This is a genomic window from Streptomyces sp. NPDC013457 (assembly GCF_043089925.1).
GTDB lineage: Bacteria > Actinomycetota > Actinomycetes > Streptomycetales > Streptomycetaceae > Streptomyces.
In genome coordinates this window covers 206678-223910 of sequence record NZ_JBICBL010000010.1, presented here as the reverse complement: position 1 = coordinate 223910, position 17233 = coordinate 206678, and the positions used below count along the sequence as shown (strand labels likewise).

Here is a 17233-nt window from a genome sequence, read left to right as displayed (position 1 = left end):
GACCAGCGCTCGTCTCCGCTGTGCTCCACAGCTGACTGCTCGTCAGAGCGGCGACGCTGCTCGGGGGATCGAGGGCTGTGGTCGACGCGGTTGCGCTTCGGCGGCGGGTCGCGTGCAGGCCCGGGCGAAGGCTACGTTCGGAGAACGAACCGATCCCCGACCTCTCGTTCCCCACGCCACCTCCGATAGTCCAAGGAGCCGCGATGCGTGTCGCTCTCTTCCTGACCTGTGTCAACGACACGCTCTATCCGGACACGGGCCGCGCCGTCGTGCGGCTGCTGACCCGGCTGGGCGTCGACGTCGACTTCCCGACGGGTCAGACCTGTTGCGGGCAGCCGCAGTACAACACCGGCTACCGGCGGCAGGCCGAACCGCTCGCCCGTCGCTTCGCCGAGGTCTTCGGCGGGTACGACGCGATCGTCACCCCCTCCGGGTCGTGCGGCGCCATGGTCCGCGAGCTCTATCCGCGCATGGGCGAGCGGGCCCGTGCGGAGGGCCGGGGCGACGGGCTCGCCCTCGCCGTGGCGCCGGTCGTGCCGAAGACGTACGAGCTGACCGAGTTCCTGGTCGACGTCCTCGGCGTGACGGACGTCGGCGCCTCCTACCCCCACAAGGTCACCTACCACCCCACCTGTCACGGTCTGCGCGGCCTCGGCCTGGCCGACCGGCCGCACCGTCTGCTCTCGGCGGTCAAGGGCCTCGAGCTGGTGGAGCTGCCGGGCGAGGAGGAGTGCTGCGGTTTCGGCGGCACCTTCGCAGTGAAGAACCCGGACGTCTCGGCGGCGATGGGCGCCGACAAGGTCCGCAACGCCGTCTCGACCGGGGCCGACGTCCTGTGCGCGGCGGACAACTCGTGTCTGATGCACCTCGGCGGCACGATGAGCCGGCTCCGGGTCGGCGTCAGGCCCGTCCACATCGCCGAGATCCTGGCGAGCACGGAAGAGGAGCCGACGGCGTGAGCGGTACGTTCCTGGGCATGCCGGCCTTCCCGGAGGCCGCGCGCGAGGCGGTGCGGAACACCACCCTGCGGGCGAACCTGCGGCACGCCACCCACACGATCCGTGACAAGCGGGCCAGGGCCGTCGCCGAGCTGGACGACTGGGCCGAGCTGCGCGAGGCAGGCAAGCGGATCAAGGACCACACGCTCCGCCATCTCGACCGCTACCTGCTCCAGTTGGAGGAGTCGGTGGTCCGGGCCGGCGGCACCGTCCACTGGGCGGCGGACGCGGCCGAGGCGAACCGGATCGTGACCGGTCTGGTGCGGGCCACGGGCGAGAGCGAGGTCGTCAAGGTCAAGTCGATGGCCACGCAGGAGATCGGGCTCAACGAGGCGCTGGAGGCCGAGGGCATCGCCGCGTACGAGACCGACCTCGCCGAACTGATCGTGCAGCTCGGCCACGACCGGCCCTCGCACATCCTCGTACCCGCCATCCACCGCAACCGGGGCGAGATCCGTGACATCTTCAGGTCCGAGATGGGCCGTTGGGGCCGTCCGGCGCCGGAGAACCTGACCGACCGCCCCGCCGAGCTGGCCGAGGCCGCCCGGCTCCACCTCCGCGAGAAGTTCCTGCGCGCCAAGGTCGGGATCTCGGGCGCGAACTTCATGGTCGCCGAGACCGGCACACTGGTCGTCGTCGAGTCCGAGGGCAACGGCAGGATGTGCCTCACCCTCCCCGAGACCCTGATCTCCGTCGTCGGCATCGAGAAGGTCGTGCCCACCTGGCGGGACCTGGAGGTCTTCCTGCAGACCCTCCCGCGCTCCTCGACCGCCGAGCGCATGAATCCGTACACCTCCATGTGGACCGGCACGACGGAGGGGGACGGGCCGCGGACCTTCCACCTCGTCCTGCTCGACAACGGCCGCACCGACACCCTCGCGGACGAGGTCGGCCGCCAGGCACTGCGCTGTATCCGCTGCTCGGCCTGTCTGAACGTCTGCCCTGTCTACGAGAGGGCCGGCGGCCATGCCTACGGCTCCGTCTACCCGGGGCCGATCGGGGCCATCCTGAGCCCTCAGCTGCGGGGCACCGCGAGCGAGATCGACGCCTCGCTGCCGTACGCCTCCACCCTCTGCGGCGCCTGTTACGACGTATGCCCGGTCGCGATCGACATCCCCGAAGTCCTCGTCCACCTCCGTGAGAAGGTCGCCGAGGGCGGGGGCCACCGTCTGGAGAAGGCCGCCATGGGAGCGGCCGCATGGGCATTCGGCCGGCCCGGCGTCTACGCGGCCGGTCAGCGCCTCGCCTCCCTCACCCGGAGGCTCCATCCCTCGCGCCTGCCCGGTCCCGGTCGGGCGTGGACGGACAGCCGTGACCTGCCCGAGGTCCCGGCGGACGGCTTCCGCGGCTGGTGGAAGCGTGAGCACGAGCGCAAGGAGGGCTCCGAGTGAGCGGCAGGGAACTGGTCCTGCGCCGGATCCGCGAGGCACTGACCGACGTACCCGCGGCGGACGCGCCCTACGACCGGGCCGTCGAGCGGAACTACGCGCGTGAGCACGGGGATCGGGACACGGAGGCGACCGTCGCCCTGCTGGCCGAGAACCTGGCGGACTACCGGGCCGTCGTCCACCGCTGCCACCCCGAGGCGCTCCCGGAGCTGATCGGACGCCTGCTGGCCGAGCGGGACGCGCGCCGGGTGCTGGCGCCCGTGGGGCTGCCCCGCGCGCTCCTGAGCCGTACGGACGCGGCGGTCGTGGACGACCGGCCCGAACTCACCCCGTACGACCTCGACGGGGTCGACAGTGTCGTGACGGGCTGCGCCGTCGCCGTCGCGGAGACCGGCACCGTCGTCCTCGACGCCGGACCCGACCAGGGCGGCCGCCGCATCACCCTCGTGCCCGACCACCACATCTGTCTCGTGCGTGTCCCCGGACAGGTCGTCGCCTCCGTACCGCAGGCACTCGGACGCCTCGACCCCGCACGTCCCCTGACCTGGATCTCGGGCCCGTCGGCGACGAGCGACATCGAACTCGACCGCGTCGAGGGGGTCCACGGCCCGAGACGACTGGACGTGGTCCTCGTCGACGACACCCCTGCCTGACCGCCTCCGGGCACGCTCCGTAGGGCGGGGGCCCGGTCAGCCCTCGGCCACCGCGCCGTACGCGAGGGGTTCACGCGGGCCCGTCGTGCGCTCGGGCCGCTCTCGGGCCGCCGTGCCGTCGACCAGCGTCAGCGGGACGGAGAGGCTGTCGCACATCCGCTTCGCGCGCGCGACCGCGCTCAGTGTCGCGGCGGTCGGGGGGCCGGCGGGCAGTTCCAGGACGACCCCCGCCGGACGGTGGGAGTCGACGAGGGCCTGGAGCAGCAGGGCCGCCGCCGCCCGGTTCGTGACGTCGAGGTCCTCATGCAGCGTGACGTACAGCGTTCCTGCGTCGATGTGGTGGCTGAGCAGCATCGCGACCTCCAGACAGAACCTCGGGTACGCCCCGGCCGCCGCGCGGGCGGGACGATGGGCAAAAGGGCAGGTTCCCGGCATTCGGCTCGGGAAAACCCTGGTCAGGCGCTGTTCCCGCGTGTGGCCGCGTCATCGTGACCGGCGAGCTCCCCGAGCGGCCCCGGCCACGAGCCGCACAACGAGGGTGAGCCGCCCGCATGCTGGGCACATGGTGTCCACCTGGTGGGCCGCCCGGTGGCGGATCTGCTCACCTCGCCGAGGAAGCCGCAGGTCACAGCGGTGCATTCGGAGCGTCAGGTGGCGCAATGTGGCCGCAACACCATCCGCGCGACTCCCCCGGTACGTTCCCGGACATGCCAGCCGAACCCGCCCCCGCATCCCTCCCGGTCGCCGCCGCGCGCCGTCGGCGACTCCGCGCGGACCGGGCCCGGGAACTCGCCGACCTGCTGCGCCACCAGATCCTGGCGGGCGGCTTCCCAGGCGGTGTCCTCCCCCTGGAGGACACCATCGCCGCCGACTACCGGGCCAGCCGCAACACCGTCCGCCAGGCCCTGGACCTGCTGCGCGGCGAGCAACTCGTCGAACGGCAGCCGGGGGTCGGCACGGTCGTGGTGTGCGAGAAGTACCCGCACGGCCTGGACCGGCTCCAGGGCCTGGCGGAGACCCTGCACGAGCACGGCCGGGTCACCAACGAGGTACGCACCGTCGGACCGGTCGCCGCCTCCGGCCCGGTGGCGCACCGGCTGGGCCTGCCCGAGCACACGGACGTCCTCTGCATCGAGCGGCTGCGGCGGCTGAACGGGCTGCCGCTCTCGCTCGACCTGTCGTATCTGCCGATGGACATCGGCGGTGAACTCCTCGGCTGCGACCTGGAGAACACCGACGTGTTCCGGCTGCTCGAATCGCTGACCGGCGGTCCGCTGGGCCATGCCGAGATCACCCTCGAGGCCGTCAACGCCGACGCCCACTCCGCCGCCGTGCTCCAGGCTCCCCGCGGGGCCGCCGTCCTGATGCTGGAGCGGCTGACGTGTCTGCCCGACGGGCGCCCCGTGGACCTGGAGTTCATCCGGTTCCGCGGCGACCGCATCACCATGAGCGGCCTCCTGCACCGCTCCGTCTGAACACCCTCACCGCCGACGCTCTTTCACCACCTTCCCGGGAGACAGCCATGCCTCTGGTGCCGCAACGCGCCGACGTGCCCGTGACCATCGACGAGTCCAAGTGCATCGACGGCTGCACCCTCTGCGTCGACATGTGTCCGCTCGACTCGCTCGCGATCCGCGAGGACAACGGCAAGGCGTACATGCACGTGGACGAGTGCTGGTACTGCGGCCCCTGCGCGGCCCGGTGTCCCACCGGCGCGGTCACCGTCAACATGCCCTATCTGCTCCGGTGAAAGGCCCGACTCCCATGCCCGGCACCACAGCTTCCCCGACCCGGTCACCCGTCCGGCTCGTCCCCCTCTCCCTCGCACTGCTCCTCGTCTCCGCCTGTGGCGGCGCGGCGGGCGCCGACGACACGGCCGGCGCGCGCACCGTCACGGTGACCGTCGGCTACCAGTCGAAGACCATCAACACCGTCACCGCAGGCACCCTGCTGCGCTCGCTCGGCTACTTCGAGGAGGAGCTCGCGGCGCGCGGGAAGAAGGACGGCGTCACCTACAAGGTCGCGTGGCAGGACTACGCGACCGGCGCCCCGATCACCGCGCAGATGACCGCGGGGAAGATCGACATCGGTTCGATGGGCGACTTCCCGCTGCTCATCAACGCGGCCCGGGGCAAGCAGCTGCGGCAGCCCACCCGGCTGGTCGCGGTCACCGGTTACAACCTCCGGGGCGGCCTCAACACCGTGGTCGCAGCGCCCGGTTCGTCTCTGCGGTCGCTCGCCGACCTGCGGGGCAAGAAGGTGTCGACGAGCGTCGGCTCGGCCGCCGACGGGACGCTCGTACGGGCCCTGCAGCGTGCGGGCCTCGACCCCGACAAGGACATACGGAAGCTGAATCAGCAGCCCAGCGTCGGCGCGTCCGCGCTGGCCGCCGGAAGCGCCGACGCCCTGTCGCAGTTCGTGGCCTGGCCCGGGCTGCTGGCGTACCAGGGCCGTGCCAAGGCGGTGTACGACGGCGCAGAGCTCAACCTGCCGACCTTCCACGGAGTCACCGTCCGGGAGAAGTTCGCCGGCGAACGGCCCGGAATCCTCGACGACTTCCTGAAGGCGCAGCGGCGGGCCACCGACCATCTGCGGGAACAGCCGGTCGCCGCCGCCGAGTCGGTCGCCGCCGAGACCGGACTGCCCGCCGAGGTCGTCTACCTCTACAACGGCGCGAACGGCATCGCCACCTTCGACCCGGAGCTCCGCCCGGAGCTGATCGACGCCCTGAAGAAGGACGTGCCGGTGCTGAAGGCCGCCAAGCTGGTGGGCGACGTCGACGTCGACGCCTTTGTCGACCGGGCCCCGCTGGAGCGGGCCGCGCAGGCTCCTTCGTACCCGAAGGCGGCCGGCGCGAAGGCCGAGCTGTGGCTGAAGGGGCAGAACACCACCCGTACGTTCGACAGCCCGAAGGCCCTGCTGAAGGCGGTCGGGGCGGCGAAGGCGGCGGACGTGCGGGCCGCGTACGTCCCTGACGCGGTGACCGGCACCCTGTGGTTCGCCGACAAGGCGGTGTGGGTCGCCGACGGAGCCGACCTGCGGGCCTTCGTCACCCCGTCCGTTGCGCAGGCGTACGTCGACGCGCACCCGGGATCGCGGGTCGTCGATCACGCGACCGCCGTCGGTCTGGCGTCATGAGCGCGGGACGGTGGCTGCTGCGGGCGGTCTCGCTCGCTGCGGCACTCGGGCTGTGGCAGTTGCTGACCTCCCTGGACGTCAACCTGTGGCTGCGGTTCGAGCAGTTCCCCACGGTCGGCGAGGTGGCCTCCGCCGCGGCCGACCGGGTCGGCACGGACGTGTACTGGCAGGACCTCGGGCACAGCCTGCGCCGGATCACGGCGGGGTTCCTGCTGGCCTCGGTGGCGGGCGTGGCGGTCGGCACGTTCGTCGCCCGGTCCCGGTGGGCCGCCGACCTGTTGGGCCCGGCCCTGGAGGTGGCGCGGCCGGTGCCGGCCATCGCCCTGGTGCCGGTCGCGATCCTGCTGCTGCCCAGCAACGAGCAGGGCATCGTGTTCATCACCTTCACCGCGGGCTTCTTCCCGGTCCTCGTCTCGACCAGGCACGCGGTGCGCGCCCTCACCCCGGTGTGGGAGGAGGCCGTGCTCACCATGGGCGGCGGCCGGGCGCGCGTGCTGTTCTCGGTGGTGCTGCCCGGGGCGCTGCCCGGGATCTTCGGCGGCCTGTCGGTGGGCATCGGCGTCGCGTGGATCTGCGTGATCTCCGCAGAGATGATCTCCGGCGAGTACGGGGTCGGTTACCGCACCTGGCAGGACTACACGGTCGTGGACTATCCGGGTGTCTTCGTCGGCATGGCCACCATCGGCGCCCTGGGCTGGCTCACCTCCACGGCCGTGGAGCTGCTCGGCCGCCGCGTCACCTCCTGGCTGCCACGGCCGGCCGCGCGCCCGGCGTCCGGTGCGGCACGCACGGCGCCCCGCCGCCGTCCCGCCTCCCGAACGGCCGTCGCCTCCGCGCCCGTACCCGCGTCCGCATCCGCATCGGATTCCGCACCCGCGGCCGTCGTCGAGAAGGAGTCGGTCTCATGAGCAGCGCGCCCCCGGGCGTCGCGCCCGCGCAAGCCGGTGCGGAGCTCGCCCTGCACGACGTACGGCTCGGTCATGCCGACGGTACGACGGTCTTCGCAGCCGCCGAACTGCGCGTCGCGCCAGGCGAACTGCTGGCCGTGGTCGGACCGTCCGGCTGCGGCAAGTCGACCCTGCTGCGCACCCTCGCGGGTCTGCTCGCCCCGCTGGCGGGACGGGTGACCCATGACGGCGAGCCGGTCGAGGGACCGGCGGCCGATCGCGCGCTGGTCTTCCAGGACGACGCGCTGCTGCCCTGGCGTACCGTCCGCGCCAACGTGGAGCTGCCCCTGGCGATCCGCCGCGTGCCGCGTGACGAGCGGCGGCGGTCCGCCGCCGACTGGCTGGAACGGGTCGGCCTCGCCGACCACGCCGGCAAGCTGCCGCATCAGCTGTCCGGGGGCCAGCGGCAGCGGGTGCAGCTGGCCCGCGCACTGGTCGGCAGGCCCCGCGCGGTCCTGATGGACGAGCCCTTCGGCGCGCTCGACGCCCACACCCGGGCGGGGATGCAGGACCTCCTCGTGGAGATCCTGCGGGGCACGGGCGCGACGGTCGTCTTCGTCACGCACGACGTCGACGAGGCCCTCCACCTGGGGGACCGGGTCGCCCTCCTGCCCTCCGGCGAGGTGCTCGACGTGCCGGAACCGCGCCGGCGGGACGCGCGGCAGTCGCCCGCCACGGCCGAGCTGCGGCGCCGCGTCCTCGCCTCCCTCTGACCCCGGAGCCTCCCCGGCCCAGAATCCCTCCGGCCCGGAACCACCTCCGGCCCGGAACCCCCTCCGGCCCGGAACCCATCCGGCCCGGACCCCCTCCGGCCCGGAACCCCCTCCGGCCCGGAATCCATCCGGTCCGGCCTCCCCGGGCCTCCCCGGACCCCGGCACCCCCGACCCCGCCCGAAGGCTCCCGAAAGGCTTCCCGTGGACACCCCTCTGGCCATCCCCGACCTCGCCGACGCGACCGAGCTGTCCTGCGACGTCCTCGTCATCGGCGGCGGAACCGCCGGCACCATGGCCGCGCTGACGGCCGCCGGGCGCGGCGCGAACGTGCTGCTCCTGGAGAAGGCTCACGTCCGGCACTCCGGCGCGCTCGCCATGGGCATGGACGGGGTCAACAACGCCGTCGTCCCCGGCCGGGCCGAGCCCGACGACTACGTCGCCGAGATCACCCGTGCCAACGACGGCATCGTCGACCAGTCCACCGTCCGGCAGACCGCGACCCGCGGCTTCGCGATGGTCCAGCGCCTGGAGTCGTACGGGGTGAAGTTCGAGAAGGACGAGCACGGTGAGTACGCGGTCAGGCAGGTGCACCGCTCCGGCTCGTACGTGCTGCCGATGCCGGAGGGCAAGGACGTCAAGAAGGTCCTCTACCGGCAGTTGCGGCGGCGCGAGATGCGGGAGCGGATCCGGATCGAGAACCGGGTGATGCCGGTGCGGGTGCTCACGCACCCGGAGGACGGGCGGGCCATCGGCGCGGCCGGGTTCAACACCCGCACCGGCGAGTTCGTCACCGTACGGGCCGGGGCCGTGATCCTGGCCACGGGTGCCTGCGGGCGGCTCGGACTGCCCGCCTCCGGCTATCTGTACGGGACGTACGAGAACCCCACCAACGCCGGCGACGGCTACGCCATGGCGTACCACGCGGGGGCGGCCCTGACCGGCATCGAGTGCTTCCAGGTCAACCCGCTGATCAAGGACTACAACGGGCCCGCGTGCGCGTACGTGGCGAATCCGTTCGGCGGGTACCAGGTGAACCGGCACGGCGAGCGGTTCGTCGAGTCGGACTACTGGTCGGGGCAGATGATGGCCGAGTTCGCGGCCGAACTCGCCTCGGACCGGGCCCCGGTGTACCTGAAACTCAGTCATCTGCCCGAGGAGACCATCAGCGCCGTCGAATCGATCCTGCACACGACCGAGCGCCCCACCCGCGGCACGTTCCACGAGGGGCGCGGGCACGACTACCGCACGCACGACATCGAGATGCACATCTCGGAGATCGGGCTCTGCGGCGGGCACTCCGCCTCGGGCGTACGGGTGGACGCGCAGGCCCGCACGACCGTGCCCCGGCTGTACGCGGCAGGCGACCTCGCCTGCGTACCGCACAACTACATGATCGGGGCCTTCGTCTTCGGGGACCTGGCCGGTGAGGACGCGGCCCAGTACCGGTCGTACGAGGGCGAGCTGCCGCAGGACCAGCTCACCGCCGCCCACGAACTCGTCTACCGCCCCCTGCGCCACCCCGACGGACCGCCGCAGCCGCAGGTGGAGTACAAGCTGCGGCGGTTCGTGAACGACTACGTGGCGCCGCCGAAGACCGGCGCGAAGCTGTCCCTCGCGGTGGAGGCCTTCGACCGGATGTCGGCGGAGATCGAGGGCCTGGGCGCCCGTACGGCACACGAGTTGATGCGGTGCGCCGAGGTGTCGTTCATCCGTGACTGCGCGGAGATGGCGGCGCGGGCGTCGCTGGCCAGGACCGAGTCCCGCTGGGGGCTGTACCACGAGCGGCTCGACCACCCGGAGCGTGACGACTCGGGCTGGCTGCACCACGTCGACCTGCGCAAGTCTCCCTCCGGGGCGATGGAGTTCACGGCCCGGCCCATCGAGCCGTACGTGGTTCCCGTTCCGGAGTTCGCGCCGGAGGCCGGGCCCGAGCGATGGCTCGGCGAGGTGACGCTGGTGCCGACGGCCACGGCGGGCAGGCGGGACGCCGCTCCGGCGGCGGCCGGGAGGACGGCCCGGTCGGTGGCGGCGGAAACGGCTCCGGCGGCGGGCAGTGCCGCGGGCGGGCCGAGTCCGGCCCTGCTGCGCCTGCTCACCCTCGCCGAGGAGTCGCCCGATCTGGCCGCGCTCGGCCCGTATCTCACCGACGCCGATCCGGCGGTCCGGTCGGCGGCCGTCGCCGCCCTCGGGGAGACCGTGCCGGCCGGGGCGGGGCCCGCGCTCGCGGCACGGCTCCGCGACGCCGCGCCCCAGGTCCGGCACGCCGCCGCGGCCGCCCTGCGCGAGCTGGTCGAAGTGCTGCCCGCGGAAGCCGAGTTGGGCGCGGCGCTGCGGGAGGCGCTCGGCGAGGCCGACCCGGTCGTCCGCTCGGCCGCGCTGGAGGTCCTGCGCGCGCAGCGCCTCGGCGACGCCGCCGTGTACGCCGGAGCGCTCACCGACACCGACATCGACGTACGGATCCACGCCGTCCGCGGTCTGGTCTCGGTGGACGCCGTCCCGGAGCTGGCGGTCGCCGCCGCCGACGCCGCCCGCGAGGTCCGGGTCGCCGTGGCCCGCGGCCTGGCGGCCGTCCGTACCCCCGCCCCCGAGCCGCTGCTCCCGCTGCTGGACGACCCGGACCCACTGGTCAGGGGCGCCGCCTTCGCGGCGCTCGCCGTCACCGGCTGCCCGCCCTCGTACGCGGAGTCGGCCGCCACCGCGCTCGCCGCCACCGCCTGGCAGGTACGGGCCGGAGCCGCGACCGCGCTCCGGGCCGCGGCCGCCGGGCAGGCGGTCCCCGCGCTCGCGAAGGCCGTGGCCGACCCGAACGCGGACGTCCGCAAGGCCGCGGTCCTCTCGCTGCACCCCCATCACGCCGCCCCGGAGGCCCGGGCAGCTCTCGCCACGGCCGTCACCGATCCCGACGCCGACGTCCGCGCCCACGCCTCCCGCGCCCTGTCCCGCCCCGCGACGCCCGCGGCGCCTGCGACGTCCGTGGCACCTGCGGCGGGCGCGACGTCCTAGGCGGGCCGCTCCGAGGTCAGCACGCCTATCTTGTCGATGCGGTGCTCGGGGTTGCCCTGGGCGTCACGCCAGAAGTTGCCCGCGGCGTCGTCCTCCGGCGTCGCGCAGGTGGAGAGGGTGATCATGGCGCGGGTGGGCTTCTCCCCCGGATCGCCCGGTACGGCGGCCCGCTGCTCGGCGAGCGAGCCGGGCGAGCGGAAGGACGTGGACCGCGTCTCGACGATCTCGTACGTGTACACGGTGCCCCGGGCGGTGACGTACACCTTGTCGCCGACGTCGACCGAGGGCAGCGCCCGCAGGGGACCGCCGGCCGAGAGCCGGTGGGCGGTCACCAGGTAGTTGCCGACGTCCCCCGGTCCGACACCGCCCCGATCGCCGTACGGGCTGGCGGCGACCCCGCGGTCCTGGATCCGGGTGCCGGCGGCGTCGTCGGTCGTCCCTTCGTACGGCAGCACGTCCAGGTCCTCGACGCCGATGGCCGGTATGGAAAGCTCGGCGGCGACGGGAGGCCGGGGCGACGGCTCCGACGGCGGCGGTGGCGCGGCCTCGGGGGCCGGGGGGACGGCGGGGACGGCCGGAGCGCGGGCGTCGACTGAGGTGCCCGGGGCGCTGCGGACGTCGGCGGACGTCCCGCCCGCGCCGCCCACGAGCGCGGCGACGGCCGCGACGATCGCGGCGACCACGCCCACGGCGGCGACGGCCAGAGCCCGGTGCACGCCCCGGCCCTTCGGCGGGCCCTTGCTCAGGAGCCCGCGACGTTGGGCACCCATACCCCAAGGATCACCCACGCGCGCCGCCCCGGCACCCCGGGCGCGGACGCTCGGCCGACGCGGTCCGCGGCCACCGCGCGGTGGACGGCCCCGCTCGTCCCGTTCACGCGCTACTCTCCGTCGCCGTCCGTCACGGCCGCCTGGCTGCGGGCGGTGTGGAGGATCCGGAAGCGACCGGGATCCTCCGGGTCCCGGTCGACGACCTGGATCGGCGCCCGGTCCCACTGCCACACCCCGATGCCCGGTGTGCGGGAGAAGCGGATCGTCCCGCGGGTGCCCTCCACCGCGACGCGCGGCCAGGTCTCGATCAGGCGCGCCCGGTCGGCGTCGCCTCCTTGCGTGCCGTTCTCGACGGCGTGCGCGCGGAGCATCCCGGCGAGGACGGTGATCGTGTCGTAGCCCTCGAAGGCGACGAAGGAGGGCGCTTCGCCCAGTCGTTCACGGAGGGCCGCCCCGACACGGGCGCCGAGGGGGCCAAGACGCTCGGGCAGGTAGCGCAGGAACGGGATCGCGGCGCCGTCCCGGCCGAGCAGCCCCGTCCAGCCGGCGAACTCCGGCTGCCCGGCCGGGGCGCCGATCAGGAGGTCGGCGAGACGAGCGTCGCGACGGACGGCCCTCACGATCGGCACGGCCGGCTCCGGGATGCCGACCAGCAGGAGGAGGGCCGTCGCGCGGTGCTCGACGAGCCGGTCGCAGACCGCCGCGGGCGCGAGTGCGCGCGCGTCGAGTTCGACTACGGTGCCGCCGCGCGGAGCGAGGTGGTCCCGCAGGACGTGCGCTCCGGATGCCCAGTAGACGCTCGGCTCGGCCGCCACGGCGATGCGGCTGTGGCCCGCGCCGAGCAGGAACTCCGCGTACATCCGCCAGCCGTGGGACTGCGGCGGTGCCAGGCGCGCGACCCGTTCCGTCGGCTGCTCGGTGAGCGCGTCCAGCACCGCCGACGAGCAGAGGAACGGAACGCCGAGGGCGTCCGCCCGCGCGGCGGCGGCGCGCGCGACGACGCTGTGGTACTCCCCCGCCACGGCGGCCACGCCCAGACGGGCCAGTTCGTCCACGGCCGCCTCGGCCCTCCGCGGATCGGCCGCGGTGTCCCGGACCACCAGCTCGATCGGGCGCCCGTCGATGCCGCCGGCGGCATCGACGTCCTGGACGGCCAGTTCGAGTCCGGCGAGCAGGTGCCGGCCCGCCTCGACCCAGCCGGGCCGGGAGAGCGGTACGAGAGCGCCGATCCGGACGGACGGTCCGCCGGTCCGCCCCGCTCCGGCTCGTGATGATGGCGTGTTCATTGCGGTGGCGTCTCCCGACGGAGGATCCGGTGGGCGTTCGGGCGCCGAGCGTAACCGAGCCGCCCACCGGCCGGTTCCGATGCCCCGTCCGGTCGTACAGAGCGCGTACATATTCCGTCCAGCGGGCCCCTTGCAGAATGGCAACGCCCGCCGCCCACGCGGCCCAGCAAGAACGTATCGCCGCAAGTCTGGTACGGCAGGCCTTCGTCGGAAATCTGATTCGTCCAGTGAATCCAAGGGGAAACACATGCCTGAAGTCGGCGGCTCCAAGGGTCCGACCGTATCCGGTGACCCGTTCCTGTCCACCGTGGACAGGGTGTGCGCATGGCTCGGTTCCGCTCCTGAGAAGGTCGACGCCCTGTCGGGCAGCGAGCGCAGCCGCGTCCTGGGCGAGGTGGCCGACATCAACACCGCCGCTGCCGGGGGTGACATGGGCGCCCTGTACGCGCAGCAGTACCTGCTCGACCGGATCTACCAGCTGTACACGAAGATCCCGCAGCAGCAGAGCGCCGAGGGCTCCGTCGTCGTGTACGAGATAGCCCGCCTCCTGGAGACCGCCACGGCGGCCGCCCAGGACCGGCTGATCGAGCCGGGCCTCCTCGAGGACGCCCCCACGGAGCCGCGGGAGTACCTGACCTGGCTCAAGAACACCGCTCGCGGCCACCGGGTGTACAAGCACCCCTACTACCACGAGTTCATCCGCAACACGGCCACGCACGACGACCTGCGGAACTACGTGATGCAGGAGTCGGTCGTCGACGGTCGCTTCGACGACCTGCTCGCCATGATGCAGGTGGGCACCGCCGGCCCGGCCAAGATGGAGATCGCGGCCAACTTCTGGGACGAGATGGGCAACGGCAAGCCCGAGGAGGTCCACACCCACCTCTTCAACAAGATCTACGAGGTCTTCGAGATCTCCGAGGAGGAGCTCGCCCGCTCGCTCACCGCCACCTCGCTGCTCAACGGCAACCTCGCGGTCATGCTCTGCCGGCACCGCACGCTCTACCCCGAGGCCGTGGGCTTCCTCGGCATGACCGAGTGGATGGCTCCGGACCGCTTCGTCCAGGTCGTGCACGCCTGGGAGCGCCTGGGCCTGCCCGAGGTGGGGATCACCTACCACAAGCTGCACATCACGATCGACTCCCAGCACGCGCAGGGCTGGTTCCACAACGTGGTGCTGCCCGCCGCCGAGTCCGCGGACATGCGGCGTGCCATCGCGCGCGGCATCCTGTGGCGGCTCAACTCCTCTGCCGCCTACCTGGACGAGCGCATGCCTTCCGTCGCCGCCTGACGTCGGACGCCCGACGTCCGACTCCGACGACACCACCCTTTTCTGGAGGAGAGATCATGGCCCTTGGCAGCGAACGCTACGTCATCATCGACCTGCCGGAGGTCTCGGCCGACATCCTGCCGAGCTACGACGACTGCCCGGTCGACGAGTACATGGGGAACGGCACCCGCTTCAAGCGGTTCTCGCAGTACCGCCTCAAGCCGCAGGGCGACGAGGCATGGTCGTTCGAGCGCCTCGCGCACCGCGACTACACGACGTACAAGAAGTTCAACTCGGTCGGCGGCGGCATCCGCCGCGTGTACGAGCCGATCAAGGTGGACTTCACCCCGCTCATCGAGCACGGCGTCCGTGAGCTCGGTCTGGACCGGTCCGAGGACTGGCAGATCAACGTCCACCAGAACCGGACCCGCGCCGACGGCGGCAAGCCCGGCCCCCTCACCCCCGAGGGCGTGCACCACGACGGCCACGAGTTCGTGATGATCGCGGTCCTCAACAAGGTCAACGTGGCCGGCGGCACCACCCGGCTGTGGAACCCCGGCGCCGACGAGCCCTTCTGGAGCGGCACGCTGGAGCCGGGTCAGGCCGTCCTCCTGGACGACCGGGCGCTGGCCCACGACGTCACCGACGTCCTCTCCGCCGACGGTGGCCCCGGCCACCGCGACATCGTGATCATCGCCTTCTCCCGGTGGGCGGAGAAGTGGTACGGCGAGGAGCACGACGCCGCCGCGCTCTCCGAGCAGTGATCCCGGGTGCCGCCCCGAGGTGAGGCACCACGCCTCGGGGCGGCACCGCGCCCAGCAGCCAAGGGAGATCATCCCGTGATCGACTTCTACAAATACCAGGCAGCAGGCAACGACTACTTGGTGATCGACCCCCGCAGCACGGACTTCCCCCTGACCCGGGAGGCGATCCGGCTGGTCTGCGACCGGCACCGGGGAATCGGGGCGGACGGAGTCCTGTACGGGCCGCTGGAGACGCCCCGCCCGGGTGTCCCGGTCCGGCTCGACCTGTACAACTCCGACGGGTCCGACTGCGGCCGAAGCGGCAACGGCCTGCGGATGTTCGCGCTCCACCTCGCCGCGCAGGAGGCCGGCGCCTGGGCCGACGGGCGCGAGTTCACCCTCCGTACGGCCGCCGGCGACTGCCCGGTGCGGGTCGTCGACGCCGCCGAAGGCCGGGTGGAGGTCGGCATGGGCCGCCCCAGCTTCGACGCCGCCGATCTGCCCCTGCTCCGGGAGGACGGCGCCCCGCACGGCGGCCGGGCGGTGCGCGTACCGCTGGCCGTGGACGGCGAGGAGCTGACCGTCACCTCGGTGTACAACGGCAATCCGCACACCGTGGTCCTGGTGGACGCCCCGTCCGCGGACCTCGCCCGGCGACTCGGCCCGAGGATCGCCCGGCACCCGCGGTTCCCGAACGCCACCAACGTGCAGTTCGCACGGATGGCGGACCGGTCCGTGATGGAGCTGGAGGTCTTCGAGCGTGGCGCCGGCTACGTGACGGCGTCCGGCAGCAGTGCCTGCGCCGCGGTGTCGGCCGCCCGCGAACTGGGGCTCTGCGACAGCCGGGTGGAGGTCCGGATGCCCGGCGGCAGCGTGGAGATCACCGTCGCCGAGGACGGCGCGGTCACGATGACCGGCGACGCCGAGCAGGTCGCCGCCGGCTCCTTCGCTCCGGCCCTCCGCGCCCGGCTCGACCGGACCGTTCCGGCGGAAGCGACCTTGGGGACCGTACGGTGACTCTCCCCTCGTACGCGCGCGAGTCGCGCGACTATCCGATCCAGAAGTGGGTCTTCGAGGACGCCGCCGGCCGCTTCGACATCGACCTCGGGGACAGCAACATGGTCCCCGGACGCCTCGACGCGCTCAACGTGCCGCCCGGGCTCGAACTGGACTACGGGCACGACCGGGGCCTCGACTCCCTGCGCACCGCGGTCGCCGGCCTCTACGGCGGCTCTGCCGGGTCGGTCCTCGTCACCGTGGGCGCGCAGCAGGCGCTCTACCTCGTGTACGCCGCGCTGCTGACGCCCGGGTCCCGGGTGATCGCCTTCCGGCCGGGCTGGCAGCAGTCCTGGGACGTGCCGCCCGAGTTCGGCTGCACGGTGGAACTCGTCGGGTTCCGGCCGGATCTCAGCTTCGACATCGAGGCCGCCGAGGCGGCGGCCGGGCCGGACGTGAAGCTGATCGTCGCCAACAGCCCCTGCAACCCCACCGGTCGGCGCATCGCGGACGAGGACCTGCGCGGTCTGCTCGCACTGGCGTCCCGCACGGGGGCGCATCTGCTGCTCGACGAGGAGTACGCGCTCGACCTGTCGCGCTCCGCGGCGGTCGGCGCCGACCGGGTGATCTCGGTGTCGAGCCTGTCCAAGGTGTACGGCTTCCCGGGGCTCCGGGTCGGCTGGCTCTACGGGCCTGCGGACGTCGTGGAGCTCTGTGCCCGGCGCAAGTTCCTGTCCACGATCTCCAACTCGGTGCTGTGCGAGACGCTGGCCGTCGACGTCCTGGCCCACCGCGAGGACCATCTGCGCGCCTACCGCGAGATCACCCGCACGGGTCTCGGACTCGTACGGGACTTCGCCCGGCGCAACGCGGACGCGGTGACCCTCGTGGAACCCGAGGACACCCCGTTCGCCTGGCTCTGGCTCACCACCGGCGAGGAACCGCTGGCGATGTGCCGCAGAGCCCTGGACCTGGGCGTGCTGCTCATGCCCGGCGAGACGCTGGGGGCCAGCGACGGCTTCCGGATCTGCTTCGCGCGCTCCGCGGAGGACGTGGCCGAGGGGCTGGGCCGCGTGGAGCGGGTCCTGAGACCCGCGTCGCCCGTCCCGGGTCAGGCGCCGGCTCCGGCCGCCTGACCGGCTCGTCCGCCCCGCTCCTGCGAAGGCCGCCGCACCACCCGCTGAACCCGAACCGCCCCCTCTGAACGACCGAACCACCGAACCGCCCCACCGCTGAACCACCGAACCGCCCCACCGCTGAACCGCCGGGGCGCCCTCCCGGCCGACCCCGCCGAGGGCCGCCCCGATGCGGGCCGCCTGCCTACGGC

General features: G+C 73.0%; 16 protein-coding genes. 13 read left to right on the top strand and 3 right to left on the bottom strand.

Annotated elements, in window-relative coordinates:
- The first annotated feature begins 203 nt into the window (after positions 1-203).
- From ACF1G2_RS26775 to ACF1G2_RS26765, 3 genes are read left to right on the top strand one after another with little or no spacing between them, the layout of a single operon-like run.
- Positions 204-959 carry a (Fe-S)-binding protein gene (locus ACF1G2_RS26775; RefSeq protein ID WP_391800716.1) on the top strand — a complete coding sequence of 252 codons (756 nt, stop codon included), beginning with the start codon at positions 204-206 and terminating at the stop codon, positions 957-959.
- Positions 956-2389: a LutB/LldF family L-lactate oxidation iron-sulfur protein gene (locus tag ACF1G2_RS26770; RefSeq protein ID WP_391800715.1), complete on the top strand. Its 1434-nt coding sequence runs from the start codon at positions 956-958 to the stop codon at positions 2387-2389. Before ACF1G2_RS26775 ends, ACF1G2_RS26770 begins: the two co-directional genes overlap by 4 nt.
- Positions 2386-3039 carry a lactate utilization protein C gene (locus ACF1G2_RS26765; protein ID WP_391800714.1) on the top strand — a complete coding sequence of 218 codons (654 nt, stop codon included), beginning with the start codon at positions 2386-2388 and terminating at the stop codon, positions 3037-3039. Before ACF1G2_RS26770 ends, ACF1G2_RS26765 begins: the two co-directional genes overlap by 4 nt.
- Before the next feature lie 36 nt (positions 3040-3075).
- Here the strand turns inward: ACF1G2_RS26765 and ACF1G2_RS26760 are convergent, their stop codons facing one another.
- Positions 3076-3393, bottom strand: coding sequence for a hypothetical protein (locus tag ACF1G2_RS26760; RefSeq protein WP_391800713.1), 318 nt, complete (start codon positions 3391-3393; stop codon positions 3076-3078).
- Positions 3394-3746: 353 nt separating this feature from the next.
- Here ACF1G2_RS26760 and ACF1G2_RS26755 point away from each other — a divergent pair, with 353 nt between their 5' ends.
- From ACF1G2_RS26755 to ACF1G2_RS26730, 6 genes are all read left to right on the top strand, one after another.
- Positions 3747-4514 carry a GntR family transcriptional regulator gene (locus ACF1G2_RS26755; RefSeq protein WP_391800712.1) on the top strand — a complete coding sequence of 256 codons (768 nt, stop codon included), beginning with the start codon at positions 3747-3749 and terminating at the stop codon, positions 4512-4514.
- Positions 4515-4561: 47 nt separating this feature from the next.
- Positions 4562-4789 (top strand): ferredoxin family protein, encoded by a 228-nt coding sequence (locus ACF1G2_RS26750; RefSeq protein ID WP_125741086.1) that lies wholly within the window; start codon positions 4562-4564, stop codon positions 4787-4789.
- 14 nt (positions 4790-4803) lie between these two features.
- A complete protein-coding gene (locus ACF1G2_RS26745) occupies positions 4804-6177 on the top strand; it encodes an ABC transporter substrate-binding protein (RefSeq protein WP_391800711.1) in 1374 nt (457 codons plus the stop codon).
- Positions 6174-7085, top strand: a complete 912-nt coding sequence (locus ACF1G2_RS26740) for an ABC transporter permease (protein WP_391800710.1) — start codon at positions 6174-6176, stop codon at positions 7083-7085. Before ACF1G2_RS26745 ends, ACF1G2_RS26740 begins: the two co-directional genes overlap by 4 nt.
- Complete coding sequence (locus tag ACF1G2_RS26735; protein ID WP_391800709.1) at positions 7082-7837, top strand: ABC transporter ATP-binding protein; 756 nt, start codon at positions 7082-7084, stop codon at positions 7835-7837. The genes ACF1G2_RS26740 and ACF1G2_RS26735 overlap by 4 nt, the downstream gene beginning before the upstream one ends.
- 202 nt (positions 7838-8039) lie before the next feature.
- Positions 8040-10841 carry a fumarate reductase/succinate dehydrogenase flavoprotein subunit gene (locus ACF1G2_RS26730; protein WP_391800708.1) on the top strand — a complete coding sequence of 934 codons (2802 nt, stop codon included), beginning with the start codon at positions 8040-8042 and terminating at the stop codon, positions 10839-10841.
- Here the strand turns inward: ACF1G2_RS26730 and ACF1G2_RS26725 are convergent.
- Together ACF1G2_RS26725 and ACF1G2_RS26720 are read right to left on the bottom strand one after the other, a co-directional pair.
- A complete protein-coding gene (locus ACF1G2_RS26725) occupies positions 10838-11611 on the bottom strand; it encodes a class E sortase (protein ID WP_391800707.1) in 774 nt (257 codons plus the stop codon). The two genes, ACF1G2_RS26730 and ACF1G2_RS26725, sit on opposite strands and share 4 nt — an antisense overlap.
- Before the next feature lie 110 nt (positions 11612-11721).
- Complete coding sequence (locus ACF1G2_RS26720) at positions 11722-12897, bottom strand: ABC transporter substrate-binding protein (RefSeq protein WP_391800706.1); 1176 nt, start codon at positions 12895-12897, stop codon at positions 11722-11724.
- A 247-nt stretch (positions 12898-13144) separates the two neighbouring features.
- Between ACF1G2_RS26720 and ACF1G2_RS26715 the strand changes: the two genes are divergently transcribed.
- From ACF1G2_RS26715 to ACF1G2_RS26700, 4 genes are all read left to right on the top strand, one after another.
- A complete protein-coding gene (locus ACF1G2_RS26715) occupies positions 13145-14188 on the top strand; it encodes an iron-containing redox enzyme family protein (protein WP_391800705.1) in 1044 nt (347 codons plus the stop codon).
- Positions 14189-14244: 56 nt separating this feature from the next.
- Complete coding sequence (locus ACF1G2_RS26710; RefSeq protein ID WP_391800704.1) at positions 14245-14931, top strand: 2OG-Fe dioxygenase family protein; 687 nt, start codon at positions 14245-14247, stop codon at positions 14929-14931.
- A 75-nt stretch (positions 14932-15006) separates the two neighbouring features.
- Positions 15007-15927, top strand: a complete 921-nt coding sequence (dapF, locus tag ACF1G2_RS26705) for a diaminopimelate epimerase (protein WP_391800703.1) — start codon at positions 15007-15009, stop codon at positions 15925-15927.
- The gene (locus tag ACF1G2_RS26700) at positions 15924-17042 is read left to right on the top strand and encodes a pyridoxal phosphate-dependent aminotransferase (RefSeq protein ID WP_391800702.1); all 1119 of its coding nucleotides are present in this window, start codon (positions 15924-15926) and stop codon (positions 17040-17042) included. Before dapF ends, ACF1G2_RS26700 begins: the two co-directional genes overlap by 4 nt.
- Positions 17043-17233 lie beyond the last annotated feature (191 nt).